At 68.6% G+C, this 12,652-nt stretch carries 10 protein-coding genes; all 10 read left to right on the top strand.

The genetic code is table 11. The features are described 5' to 3' along the window. Positions 1-51 precede the first annotated feature (51 nt). The 10 genes from AB5S05_RS19640 to AB5S05_RS19595 all read left to right on the top strand — a co-directional run bounded on the left by AB5S05_RS19640 (position 52) and on the right by AB5S05_RS19595 (position 12,607). Complete coding sequence (locus AB5S05_RS19640) at positions 52-1,002, top strand: LysR family transcriptional regulator (protein WP_369289216.1); 951 nt, start codon at positions 52-54, stop codon at positions 1,000-1,002. 174 nt (positions 1,003-1,176) lie between these two features. Further along, positions 1,177-2,859: an AMP-binding protein gene (locus AB5S05_RS19635; protein WP_369289215.1), complete on the top strand. Its 1,683-nt coding sequence runs from the start codon at positions 1,177-1,179 to the stop codon at positions 2,857-2,859. Between the two features lie 28 nt (positions 2,860-2,887). Next, complete coding sequence (locus AB5S05_RS19630; RefSeq protein ID WP_369289214.1) at positions 2,888-3,922, top strand: AraC family transcriptional regulator; 1,035 nt, start codon at positions 2,888-2,890, stop codon at positions 3,920-3,922. 106 nt (positions 3,923-4,028) lie between these two features. Then, positions 4,029-5,678 (top strand): acyl-CoA synthetase, encoded by a 1,650-nt coding sequence (locus tag AB5S05_RS19625; RefSeq protein ID WP_369289213.1) that lies wholly within the window; start codon positions 4,029-4,031, stop codon positions 5,676-5,678. Positions 5,679-5,694: 16 nt separating this feature from the next. Then, a complete protein-coding gene (locus tag AB5S05_RS19620) occupies positions 5,695-6,462 on the top strand; it encodes a 3-hydroxyacyl-CoA dehydrogenase (RefSeq protein ID WP_369289212.1) in 768 nt (255 codons plus the stop codon). A gap of 74 nt (positions 6,463-6,536) precedes the next feature. Continuing rightward, complete coding sequence (locus AB5S05_RS19615) at positions 6,537-7,730, top strand: acetyl-CoA C-acyltransferase (RefSeq protein ID WP_369289211.1); 1,194 nt, start codon at positions 6,537-6,539, stop codon at positions 7,728-7,730. Between the two features lie 14 nt (positions 7,731-7,744). Further along, the gene (locus AB5S05_RS19610) at positions 7,745-8,872 is read left to right on the top strand and encodes an acyl-CoA dehydrogenase family protein (RefSeq protein ID WP_369289210.1); all 1,128 of its coding nucleotides are present in this window, start codon (positions 7,745-7,747) and stop codon (positions 8,870-8,872) included. Positions 8,873-9,128: 256 nt separating this feature from the next. Continuing rightward, a complete protein-coding gene (locus AB5S05_RS19605; RefSeq protein WP_369289237.1) occupies positions 9,129-10,211 on the top strand; it encodes a gluconokinase, GntK/IdnK-type in 1,083 nt (360 codons plus the stop codon). Between the two features lie 60 nt (positions 10,212-10,271). Beyond that, positions 10,272-11,549, top strand: coding sequence for a TRAP transporter large permease subunit (locus AB5S05_RS19600; RefSeq protein ID WP_369289209.1), 1,278 nt, complete (start codon positions 10,272-10,274; stop codon positions 11,547-11,549). A gap of 44 nt (positions 11,550-11,593) precedes the next feature. Further along, positions 11,594-12,607 carry a TRAP transporter substrate-binding protein gene (locus tag AB5S05_RS19595; protein WP_369289208.1) on the top strand — a complete coding sequence of 338 codons (1,014 nt, stop codon included), beginning with the start codon at positions 11,594-11,596 and terminating at the stop codon, positions 12,605-12,607. Positions 12,608-12,652 lie beyond the last annotated feature (45 nt).

Here is a 12,652-nt window from a genome sequence, read left to right as displayed (position 1 = left end):
GGTATACCTGTGCACATTTCCCGCTGCCACCCACGGAATCGACCGACGCCCATGCAAAAAAACACGGCTGGCGACAAGCTCAACTGGGACGACCTGCGCTTCTTCCTCGAGGTGGCCCGTACCCGCACCGCCAGTGCCGCGGCCCGGCGCCTGGGGGTGGACTACACCACGGTATCGCGGCGCATCCGCGCCCTGGAGCAGAGCCTGGGGGCGCTGCTGTTCGAGAAGTCGCGGGCGTCAGGCTTCGTCCTGACCGTCGAGGGCCAGCGCCTGCTGGGCCATGCGGAGACCCTGGAAAGCACCCTGCAGGCCGCCTGCGAGCAGGTCTCCGGCACCAGCCTGGGGCTCTCCGGCCATCTGCGTATCGCCAGCACCGAAGCCTTCGGCTGCTGTTTCGTCAGCGCGCAGATGAGCGGCTTTCTCGAGCGCTACCCGCATATCTCCCTGGACATCCTGCCGGTGCCGCACTTCGTCAGCCTGTCGCGCCGCGAGGCGGATATCGCCATCACCCTGGAGCGCCCGGAGCGCGGGCCCTACGTCTGCTCCAAGCTGTGCGACTACCGCCTGCGCCTGTATGCCACCCCCGGCTACCTGGCCGGCCATGCGCCCATCCATGATCGCGACGACCTGGCCGGCCATCCCTTCGTTACCTACGTCGACGACCTGGCCTTCAGCGCCAAGCTGCTCTACCTCAACGACATGGTGCCCGGCGCCAGCAGCCACCTGCGCAGCACCAGCGTGATCGCCCAGTACCACGCCGCCCTGCAGGGGCGGGCGATGGCCATCCTGCCGTGCTTCCTGGCCGGACCGGACCCGCGCCTGTGTGAGGTGCTGCCGGAGCAGGTCGATGTCATCCGCCAGTTCTGGCTGTCCTACAGCGAGGATTTGCGCAAGCTCAAGCGCGTCACCCTGGCCGCCGAGTACCTGCGCGCCTGCGCCGACCTCAACCGGCCGCTGCTGATGGGCGAGTCGACCGAGATGCATTACTTGACCACCGGCTGAGGAGCGTCGGGCTACCCGGCATCGGTTGGCGGATTGGGCATAAGACCAATAGCTGACTGGACAGTCGCCGCTCTGCTGAATTAGCTTTACGTTGACGTAAAGGCAAGGGTCCGTCCCTGCCCGGGCTGCCTGCCCGTAACCACCCCAATACAAGCACAACGAGGGGATTGTTCGATGAACCCACTGAGCTACACCCGCGGCCCGCAGGACAAAGCCTTGCTGGCCATGACCATAGGCGCGGCCTTCGATGCCACAGTGGCGCGTTTCGCCGAGCGCGAAGCCCTGGTGGTGCGCCACCAGCAGCTGCGCTACAGCTGGGGCGAGCTGGCCGAACAGGTCGATGGCGCCGCCCGCGCGCTGCTGGCCCTGGGCGTGCAGGCCGGCGACCGGGTCGGCATCTGGGCGCCGAATTGCGCTCAGTGGTGCATCGCCCAGTTCGCCAGCGCCAAGGTCGGCGCCATTCTGGTCAACATCAACCCGGCCTACCGCTTGAGCGAGCTGGACTACGCGCTCAAGCAGTCGGCCTGCAGCTGGGTGATCTGCGCCGATGTGTTCAAGACCAGCGACTACCACGCCATGCTCCTGGAGCTGGTGCCGGAACTGGCCGCTAGTGTCCCCGGGCAACTGGCCAGCGCCAGGCTGCCGGAGCTGCACGGGGTGATCAGCCTGGCCGAGGCGCCGCCGCCCGGCCTGCTCAGCTGGACCAAGTTCCTCGCCAAGGCCGCCGCGGTGGCGCCGCAGGCCCTGGTCGAGCGCCAGGCCGGCCTGCAGTTCGACGACCCGATCAACATCCAGTACACCTCGGGCACCACCGGCTTCCCCAAGGGTGCGACCCTCAGCCACTACAACATCCTCAACAACGGCTACATGGTCGGCGAGAGCCTGGGCCTGACCGAGCAGGATCGCCTGGTGATCCCGGTGCCGCTGTACCACTGCTTCGGCATGGTCATGGGCAACCTCGGCTGCCTGACCCATGGCAGCACCATGATCTACCCGGGCGATGCCTTCGACCCGCTGACCACCCTGCAGGCGGTGGCCGAGGAGCGGGCCACGGCGCTGTACGGCGTGCCGACCATGTTCATCGCCGAGCTGGATCATCCGCAGCGTGGCGAGTTCGACCTGTCCAGCCTGCGCACCGGGATCATGGCCGGCGCCACCTGCCCGATCGAGGTGATGAAGCGGGTGATCGGCGAGATGCACATGGCCGAGGTGCAGATCGCCTACGGCATGACCGAGACCAGCCCGGTGTCGCTGCAGACCGGCCCGGGCGACGAACTGGAGCTGCGCGTGACCACGGTCGGGCGCACCCAGCCGCAGCTGGAAACCAAGATCGTCGACGAGCAGGGGCGGCTGGTGTCGCGCGGCCAGATCGGCGAGCTGTGCACCCGTGGCTACAGTGTGATGCTCGGCTACTGGAACAACCCGGCGGCCACTGCCGAGGCCATCGACCCGGCGCGCTGGATGCACACCGGCGATCTGGCCGCGATGGATGAGCAGGGCTACGTGTGCATCGTCGGACGCAGCAAGGACATGATCATCCGCGGCGGCGAGAACATCTACCCGCGCGAGCTGGAGGAGTTCTTCTTCACCCACCCGGCGGTGGCCGACGTGCAGGTCATCGGCGTTCCCGACGACAAGTACGGCGAGGAGATCGTCGCCTGGATCAAGCTGCATCCCGGCCACAGCGCGACCCAGGACGAGCTGCGCGACTGGGCGAAGAGCCGCATCGCCCACTTCAAGGTGCCGCGCCACTTCCGCTTCGTCGACGCCTTCCCGATGACCGTGACCGGCAAGATCCAGAAATTCCGCATGCGCGAGATCAGCATCGAGGAACTGGCGCTGGCCCGCTCGGCGTGAGCCGGTGCGCCGGGGAGCGGGGCAGGCCATGAGCGACAGGATCGGCGAGAAGGGCACGATCTCCGTGCGCCTGGTCAACGAAGCCCTGCTGGAACTGCGCCGCCAGGGCTTCGACGAGGCGCCGCTGCTGCAGCAGGCCGGCATCGCCCCGGCGCTGCTCCTGCGGCCCTATGCGCGCGTCCCGGCGCAGGCCTATGCGCGGCTGTGGCGGGCAATTGCCGCGGCCTCGGACGATGAGTTCTTCGGCATGAACCCCAGGCGCATGAAGTCCGGTAGTTTCGCCTTTATGGCCCAGGCGGCGCTGCACGAGCCGGACATCGGTGCGGCGCTGCAGAGCATGCTGCGCTTCACCGGGCTGCTGTTCGATGGCCTGAGTCCGCGCCTGGAGCGCCAGGGCAGCCTGGCGCAGATCGTCCTCGACGACGAGGGCGCACCGCCGACCCGGGCCTTCGCCTATTTCACCCTGTGGATGATGCTGCACGGCCTGGCCTGCTGGCTGGCGGGGCGGCGTATCCCGATTCTCGGCGTCGAGCTGCGCTGCGCCGCGCCGGACTACCTGGCCGACTACCGGGTGATGTTCAGCGACAACCTGCGCTTCGCCCGGCCGCACAGCCGCCTGCTGATCAACGCCGACTGCCTGGCCTTGCCGGTGCGCCGCAGCGAGCGCGAGCTCCAGCGATTCCTCGCCGGTGCGCCGGGCAATATCCTGGTGCGCTACCGCGACCCGCAGAGCCTGGGCGCACGGATCAAGGTCTATCTACGCAACCTCAAGCCCGAGCGCTGGCCCGACCTCGAGGCCCTGGGCGGGCACTTCTACATGGCGCCCTCGACCCTGCGCCGCAAGCTGGCGCTGGAAGGGCAGTCCTACCAGGGGCTCAAGGATCAGGTGCGCCGTGACCTGGCCATCGCCCGCCTGGATGGCGGTGCGGGCAACTTCACCGAACTGGCCTTCGAACTGGGTTTCGCCGACAGCAGCGCCTTCTACAAGGCGTTCAAGAAATGGACCGGGACCACCCCGGGGCAATACCGCGCGCTCACCCACCCGGATGACGCCTCGAGCTGAGCCGGCGCTGTCAAAAACGCTCAGGCCGATAGACGCCTGCCGACATTGCCCGGGGCCGGCCGCGGCGCGACCATCGAAGGACAACAACAAACCGGAAGTCACCTTCATGCGCGATTACCTTACCGCTGCCCGTGAGTTCGATTACCCGAGCATGGCTGCCGCGACCCTGGCCGGCTCGCTCGATGCCCTCAACGCCTGCGTCGAGTGCTGCGACCGCCATGCCGACTCCGGGCGGGTCGCCCTGTTCTGGGAGGGGCGCGACGGCGACAGCGCCACCTGGACCTTCGCCCAGTTGCAGCAGGCCTCGGCGCGCTTCGCCAACTACCTGCACAGCCGTGGCGTGCGCCCCGGCGACCGGGTGGCTGGCCTGTTGCCGCGCACCCCCGAGCTGCTGGTTACCATCCTCGGCACCTGGCGCCTGGGCGCGGTGTACCAGCCGCTGTTCACCGCCTTCGGCCCCAAGGCCATCGAGCACCGCATCGCCACCGCCGGCACGCGCTTGCTGGTGGTCGATGCGGCCAACCGCGACAAGCTGGACGAGGTGCAGGATGCACCGGCCGTGCTGACGGTCGGTGCGACCGCCGGTGCGGCGGCCGCCGGCGAGGCGGACTTCTGGGCCGAGCTGGAGCGCCAGAGCGATTGTTTCGAGCCGGTGCTGCGTAGCGGCGAGGATCCCTTCCTGCTGATGTTCACCTCCGGCACCACCGGCCTGGCCAAGCCGCTGGCGGTGCCGCTCAAGGCGATCCTGGCCTTCGTCGGCTACCTGCGCGAGGCGGTGGACCTGCGCGAGGACGACGCCTTCTGGAACCTGGCCGATCCGGGTTGGGCCTACGGCCTCTACTACGCGGTGACCGGGCCTTTGGCCATGGGTCACGCCACCACCTTCTACGAAGGTTCGTTCACGGTGGAGAGCACCTGCCGGATCATCCGCAAGTACGGCATCAACAACCTGGCCGGCTCGCCCACCGCCTACCGCCTGCTGCTGGCGGCCCGGGAGGAGGTCGAGGCGCAGCTCAAGGGCCGCCTGCGCGCGGTCAGCAGCGCCGGCGAGCCGCTGACCCCGGAGGTGATCCGCTGGTTTGCCAGCGGCCTGGGCGTCACCATCCACGATCACTATGGCCAGACCGAACTGGGCATGGTGCTGTGCAACCATCATGCGCTGGCCCACCCGGTGCGCCTCGGCGCAGCTGGCTTCGCCGTTCCCGGCCACCGCGTGGTGGTGCTGGATGAACAGCAGCGCGAGCTGCCGGCCGGCCAGCCGGGCATCCTCGCCATCGACCGGCCGAACTCGCCGCTGTGCTGGTTTGCCGGCTACCAGGGCATGGAGACCCGCGCCTTCGTCGGCGACTACTACCTGAGCGGCGACACCGTGGAGCTGAACGAGGACGGCAGCATCAGCTTCGTCGGCCGCAGCGACGACGTGATCACCACCTCCGGCTACCGGGTCGGCCCCTTCGACGTGGAGAGCGCGTTGATCGAACACCCGGCGGTGATCGAGGCGGCGGTGATCGGCAAGCCGGACCCGGAGCGCACCGAACTGGTCAAGGCCTTCGTCGTGCTGCACGGCCAGTACGCCGCCAGTGCCGAACTGGGCGAGGCGCTCAAGCAGCATGTGCGCAAGCGCCTGTCGGCCCATGCCTATCCGCGCGAGGTCGAGTTCGTCGACGAGCTGCCCAAGACCCCCAGCGGCAAGATCCAGCGTTTCCTCCTGCGCAACCAGGAGATCGCCAAGGCCCAGGCGGCCGCGGCCCACTGAACAAGGAGCAGCAAGCATGCGTATCGAAGACCGAGTATTTCTTCTCACCGGCGCCAGCTCCGGCCTGGGCCTGGCCACCGCCCGCGCTTTGGTTGAGCAGGGTGCGAAGGTGGTCCTGGCCGACATCAACGCCGAGGCCGGCGAGGCGCGGGCCGAGGAGCTGGGCGCCAATGCCCGCTTCGTGCAGACCGACATCACCCGCGAGGCCGACGGCCAGCGCGCGGTGGCCGCGGCCCTGGAGGCATTCGGCGGCCTGCACGGGCTGATCAACTGCGCCGGGGTGGCGCCGGCGGAGAAGGTCCTGGGACGCAACGGCGTGCACGGCCTGGACAGCTTCAGCCGGGTGATCCAGGTCAACCTGGTCGGCAGCTTCAACATGCTGCGCCTGGCCGCCGAGGCCATGGCCCGGGGCGAGGCGAACGAGGAGGGCGAGCGCGGGGTGATCGTCAACACCGCCTCGGTCGCCGCCTTCGACGGGCAGATGGGCCAGGTGGCCTATGCCGCCTCCAAGGGCGGCGTGGCCGCCCTGACCCTGCCGGCGGCGCGCGACCTGGCGCGTTCGGGGATCCGCGTGATGTGCATCGCCCCGGGCATCTTCGAGACGCCAATGATGGCCGGCATGCCGCAGGAGGTGCGCGATTCGCTGGCGGCCAACGTGCCGTTCCCGCCGCGCCTGGGCCGCCCGGACGAATACGCCGCGCTGGTGCGCCACATCATCGAGAACCCGATGCTCAACGGCGAGGTGATCCGCCTGGATGGCGCCTTGCGCATGGCGGCCAAATAAAACGGTCCAACTAATCTGAAAGGGTGGCCCGCCTGCTGGTCGGGCCATCGAGACTGCTTACGAGAGGTAACCCGATGTCCACCAATTCCGATCCGGTCGTTATCGTCAGCGCCGCACGCACGCCCATGGGCGGCTTCCTCGGCGACTTCAAGGAGGTCACGGCCGCGCAACTGGGCGCCGCGGCGATCCGTTCCACCCTCGAGCGCGCAGGGCTGGCCCTTGATGCGGTGGACGAGGCGATCATGGGCTGCGTGCTGCAGGCCGGCCAGGGCCAGGCGCCGGCGCGCCAGGCGGCGCTGGGGGCGGGCCTGAGCCTGGGCACGGTGTGCTCGACGGTAAACAAGATGTGTGGCTCGGGGATGAAGGCGGCGATGCTCGGCCACGACCTGTTGCTCGCCGGCAGCGCCGAGGTGGTGATCGCCGGCGGCATGGAGAGCATGTCGGGCGCGCCCTACCTGCTGGAGCGGGCGCGCAGCGGTTACCGCATGGGCCACGGCAAGGTACTCGACCACATGTTCCTCGACGGCCTCGAGGACGCCTACGACAAGGGCCGGCTGATGGGCACCTTCGCCGAGGACTGCGCCGAGGCCTATGGTTTCACCCGCGAGCAGCAGGACGCCTTCGCCATCGCCTCGCTGACCCGCGCCCAGCAGGCCATCAGTGCCGGGCGGTTCAAAGCCGAGATCGTCGCGGTCGAGGCCAAGCAGGGCCGCGAATCGCGCCTGGTCGACAGCGACGAGCAGCCACCGAAGGCGCGCCTGGACAAGATCCCCACGCTCAAGCCGGCGTTCCGCGAGGGCGGTACGGTGACCGCGGCCAACGCCAGCTCGATCTCCGACGGTGCCGCCGCCTTGCTGCTGATGCGCCGCTCCGAGGCCGAGAAGCGCGGCCTGATGCCGCTGGCGGCGATCCGCGGGCACGCCACCTTCGCCCACGCGCCCAACCTGTTCGCCACCGCGCCGGTCGGCGCCCTGCAGCGGCTGATGACGCGCACCGGCTGGTCGCTGGGCGAGGTCGACCTGTTCGAGATCAACGAGGCCTTCGCCGTGGTGCCGATGGCGGCCATGCGCGACCTCGACATTCCCCACGACAAGCTCAACGTGCACGGCGGCGCCTGCGCCCTCGGTCACCCGATCGGCGCCTCCGGGGCGCGGGTGCTGGTGACCCTGCTCAGCGCCCTGCAGCAGCACGACCTCAAGCGCGGCGTCGCCTCGCTGTGCATCGGCGGCGGCGAGGCCACGGCCATGGCCATCGAACTGCTGAACTGAACCGGGAGAAATCGATGATTCCGTCAGAACTCGAACTGCAGATCCGCGACATGGCCCGCCAGTTCGCCCAGGAGCGGCTCAAGCCCTTTGCCGCCGACTGGGACCGCGAGCACCGCTTTCCCGCCGAGGCCATTGCCGAGATGGGCGAGCTGGGCTTCATGGGCATGCTGGTGCCGGAAGACTGGGGTGGCGCCCAGACCGGCCACCTGGCCTACGCCATGGCCCTGGAGGAGATTGCCGCCGGTGACGGCGCCTGCTCGACCATCATGAGTGTGCACAACTCGGTGGGCTGCATGCCGATCCTCAAGTACGGCAGCGAGGAGCAGAAGCAGCGCTTCCTCCGGCCGCTGGCCGAGGGTCGCATGCTCGGCGCCTTCGCCCTCACCGAGCCCCAGGCCGGCTCGGACGCCAGCGACCTGCGCACCCGCGCCCGGCGCGACGGCGACCACTATGTGCTCACCGGCAGCAAGCAGTTCATCACCTCCGGCAGCCACGCCGGCATGGTGATCGTGTTCGCCGTGACCGACCCGCAAGCCGGCAAGAAGGGCATCAGCGCCTTTATCGTGCCCACCGACAGCCCCGGCTATTCGGTGGTGCGGGTCGAGGACAAGCTCGGCCAGCACGCCTCGGACACCTGCCAGATCCAGTTCGACGAGCTGCGCCTGCCGGCCAGCCTGCGCCTGGGCGCGGAGGGCGAGGGCTACCGCATCGCCCTGGCCAACCTCGAGGGCGGGCGCATCGGCATCGCCGCCCAGGCGGTGGGCATGGCCCGCGCGGCCTTCGAGGCGGCGCGCGACTACGCCCACGAGCGGCAGACCTTCGGCAAGCCGATCATCGAGCACCAGGCGGTGGCCTTCCGCCTGGCCGACATGGCCACCCAGATCGCCGTGGCGCGGCAGATGGTGCATCACGCCGCCAGCCTGCGCGAGGCCGGCCTGGCCTGCCTGACCGAGGCATCGATGGCCAAGCTGTTCGCCTCGGAAATGGCCGAGCGGGTCTGCTCGTCCGCCATCCAGACCCTCGGCGGCTACGGCTACCTCAAGGACTTCCCGCTCGAACGCATCTACCGCGACGTGCGCGTGTGCCAGATCTACGAAGGCACCAGCGACGTGCAGCGCCTGGTGATCGCCCGCAGTCTCTGATTCGGTCGCGCGGCCGCCGGCGCCCGAGCCGGCGGCCGCTCTGGCTCCCGCATAGGTCGGCCTGCGCCGGGTCGATCGTGGCTCTCCCTTCGTCGCCCTCCGTCCGCCGTTACAAATTTCGAGCTTGTCGGACAGGATTGATAGCGCTAACATCCGCGAAAACAAAACGGCGCCGCACCGATGGCGCCCCGGAGAACCCATGTCTACATGCCTTCCTGCTCGTGACCTCGAGCCCGCTGAGCGCACCCTGGTGGTGATGGGCGTCAGTGGCTCGGGCAAGAGCGAAATCAGCCAGGCCGTCGCCCGCCAACTCGGCTGGCGGCACATCGAGGCCGACCAGTTCCACCCCCGGGAAAACGTCGAACGGATGCGTGCCGGCATCCCGCTGAGCGACGACGACCGCCGCCACTGGCTGGATGCCCTGATCATCCAGATGCAGGACGCCGAGGCTGCCGGCGAGGGCTTCGTACTGGCCTGCTCGGCGCTCAAGCGCAGTTACCGCGATCGCCTGCGTGGCGCGGTGCCGGGCCTGCGCTTCGCCCACCTGGCCATCGACCACGCCACCGCCTTGCAGCGGGTCGGCGCGCGCCCGGGGCATTTCATGCCGACCTCGCTGGTCGACAGCCAGTTCGCTACCCTCGAAGACCCCAGCGGCGAACCCGGTGTGCTGGCGGTGAATGCCGCCCAGAGCCGCAGCGCCGTCGTCGGCCAGGTCTGTGCCTGGGTTCGTGGCAAGCCGCTGGAGGTCGAGATCGAGGAGGCGGTGGATCTTTCTGCGCAGGTGTTTGATAGCGCTAACAAGGCCGGCGCCCGCCTGACCGGCGAGCCGATCTACTCCGGCGGCCTGGCGCGGCTGTTCGATCGCCTGACCGACCACCTGATGGCCGCCTTGATGGGCTTCATGGTGCTGGTGGTGTTCGGCAACGTGGTGCTGCGCTATGCCTTCAACTCCGGCTGGGCCGGTGCCGAGGAGCTGTCGCGCCTGGCCTTCGTCTGGCTGGTGTTCGTCGGCGTGGCCTCGAGCATGCGCCGCGGCGAGCTGATGAGCTTCAGCCTGATCCGCGATCGCTTCCCCAAGGCCGCGCGGCTGCTGGTCGACTCCTGCAGCTGGCTGCTGGTGGCGGTGGCCAGCGGCCTGTCGACCTGGGGCGCCTGGCAGCAGGTGCAGTTCGGCTGGAGCAACGCCAGCCCGGTGGTGGGCTATCCCGTGGCGCTGGCCATGCTGCCGGTGCTGGCCTGCATGGCGGTGCTGGTACTGCTGGCGCTGGTGCAGCTGGTCAATGTCTGGCGCCGCCCACCGTCGTCGGCCGCCGTGGTGGCCAATGTCACGGTCGACTGAGTCGAGCGTTCGGCGAACTTTCCATAACAAGAGCGGGCACTGCCCACCGAGGACCCACCGATGACCGTCGCGGTTTTCCTTTCTTCCCTGCTGGGGTTCATGGCCTTCGGCATGCCGATCGCCTTCGCCCTGATCCTCACCGGCGTGGCGCTGATGTGGTACCTGGAGTTCTGGGACGTGCAGCTGCTGGCGCAGAACCTGCTGGCCGGCGCCGACAGCTTCCCGCTGCTGGCCGTGCCCTTCTTCATCCTCGCCGGCGAGCTGATGAACGCCGGCGGCATCTCCAGGCGCATCATCGCCATGGCCCAGGCCTTTGTCGGCCACAAGCGCGGCGGCCTGGGCTTCGTCGCCATCGCCGCGGCGGTGCTGCTGGCCAGCATGTCCGGCTCGGCCCTGGCCGACACTGCCGCCCTGGCCACCCTGTTGCTGCCGATGATGCGCCAGCGCGGCTATCCGCTGCATGCCTCGGCCGGCCTGGTGGCGGCCGGCGGCATCATCGCGCCGATCATTCCGCCGTCGATGCCCTTCGTCATCTACGGGGTGGTGACCAACACCTCGATCAGCCAGCTGTTCATGGCCGGGCTGGTGCCGGGGCTGATCATGGGTGGCGGTTTGATCCTGGCCTGGAGCCTGATCGCCCGCGGCTTCACCGAGGCGGCCCCGGCCAAGGCCAGTCCGGAGGTGCGCCGCGCCGCCCTGGTCGATGGCGCCTCGGCGCTGATGCTGCCGGTGATCATCGTCGGCGGCCTGCGCTTCGGCATCTTCACCCCGACCGAGGCGGCGGTGGTGGCGGCGGTCTATGCCCTGGGCGTGTCGACCCTGCTGTACCGCGAGCTGAGCTGGACCACCCTGGTCGAGGCGATGACCCGCGCCAGCCGCACCACCGCCTCGGTGATGTTCCTCTGCGCGGCGGCCACGGTGTCGGCCTACATGGTCACCCTGGCCCAGCTGCCGGAGGAGATCGCCGCGCTGCTCGGCCCGCTGGCCAATCATCCGCAGTTGCTGGTGGCGGCGATCATGCTGCTGATGATCGCCGTCGGCATGGTCCTCGACCTGACCCCGACCATCCTCATCCTCGCCCCGGTGCTGGCGCCGATCGCCGCCAAGGCCGGGGTCGACCCGGTGTACTTCGGCGTGATGTTCGTGCTGATCGGCTCGATCGGCCTGATCACCCCGCCGGTGGGCACGGTGCTCAACGTGGTCGGCGGTATCGGCCGGTTGCGCATGGACGTGCTGGTGCGCGGGGTGATGCCGTTCTTCCTGATTTACCTGGCGATAGTCGTGCTGCTGATCGCCTTCCCATCGATCGTCACGGTGCCGCTGGCATGGCTGCGCTGACCCATTTACCCATGCTCATCCACAACAACAAAGGTACTAGCCTCATGAGACGTTTTCTGATCGCCGGCCTCGCCGCCGCTACTCTGCTCAGCCCACTCGCCACGCTCACCGCCCAGGCCGATGAAATCCGCTCGCGAATGATCCGCTTCGGCTATGGCCTCAACGAGGACAGCAACCAGGGCCGCGCGGCCAAGCTGTTGGCCGAGGAAGTGGCCAAGGCCTCCGGCGGCAAGCTGAAGGTGCGCACCTATGGCGCCGCCAGCCTGGGCGCCGACAACCAGATGCAGAACGCCCTGATCGGTGGCGCCCAGGAGATGATGGTCGGCTCGACCGCCACCCTGGTCGGCATCACCAAGGAGATGGCGGTGTGGGACACGCCGTTCCTGTTCAGCCGCGAGCAGCAGGCCGATGCCGTGCTCGACGGTCCGGTCGGCCGCCAGGTGATGGACAAGCTGGAGGAGAAGGGCCTGGTCGGCCTGGTCTACTGGGAGAACGGCTTTCGCAACATGACCAACAACCTGCGGCCGATCACCAAGCTGGAGGAGTTCTCCGGGATCAAGCTGCGGGTGATGCCCAACCCGGTATTCCTCGAGACCTTCAAGCTGATGGGCGCCAACGCCGTGCCGCTGCCATTCTCCGAGCTGTTCACCGCGCTGGAGACCAAGGCTGTGGATGGTCAGGAGAACCCGTTCAACACCATCCTCTCGTCGAAGTTCTACGAGGTGCAGAAGTACCTGACCGTGACCAACCATGTCTACAGCCCGTGGATCGTCACCGCCTCCAAGCGCTGGTGGGATGGCCTGTCTGAGACCGAGCAGGGCATCATCATGGACGCGGCGATCAAGGCCCGCGACTTCGAACGCCAGGACACCCGCGCCGAGGCGGCCAAGGCCCTGGCCCAGCTCAAGGAGCATGGCATGCAGGTCAACCAGATCAGTGACGAGGAAATCCAGCGCATGCGCGAGCAGGCCCAGCCGGCGATCCAGCAGGTGATCGACACCGTCGGTCAGCCGCTGTTCGACCAGGTCCAGGCCGAGCTGGCCAAGACCGGCGACTGAAGCTTCGCGGGGTGCGCCAGGATGTCCGGTCATCGCATGGTGCCG

Source organism: Pseudomonas zhanjiangensis (assembly GCF_041027545.1).
Taxonomy (GTDB): domain Bacteria; phylum Pseudomonadota; class Gammaproteobacteria; order Pseudomonadales; family Pseudomonadaceae; genus Aquipseudomonas; species Aquipseudomonas zhanjiangensis.
This window is presented reverse-complemented; position numbering and strand designations above follow the sequence as displayed.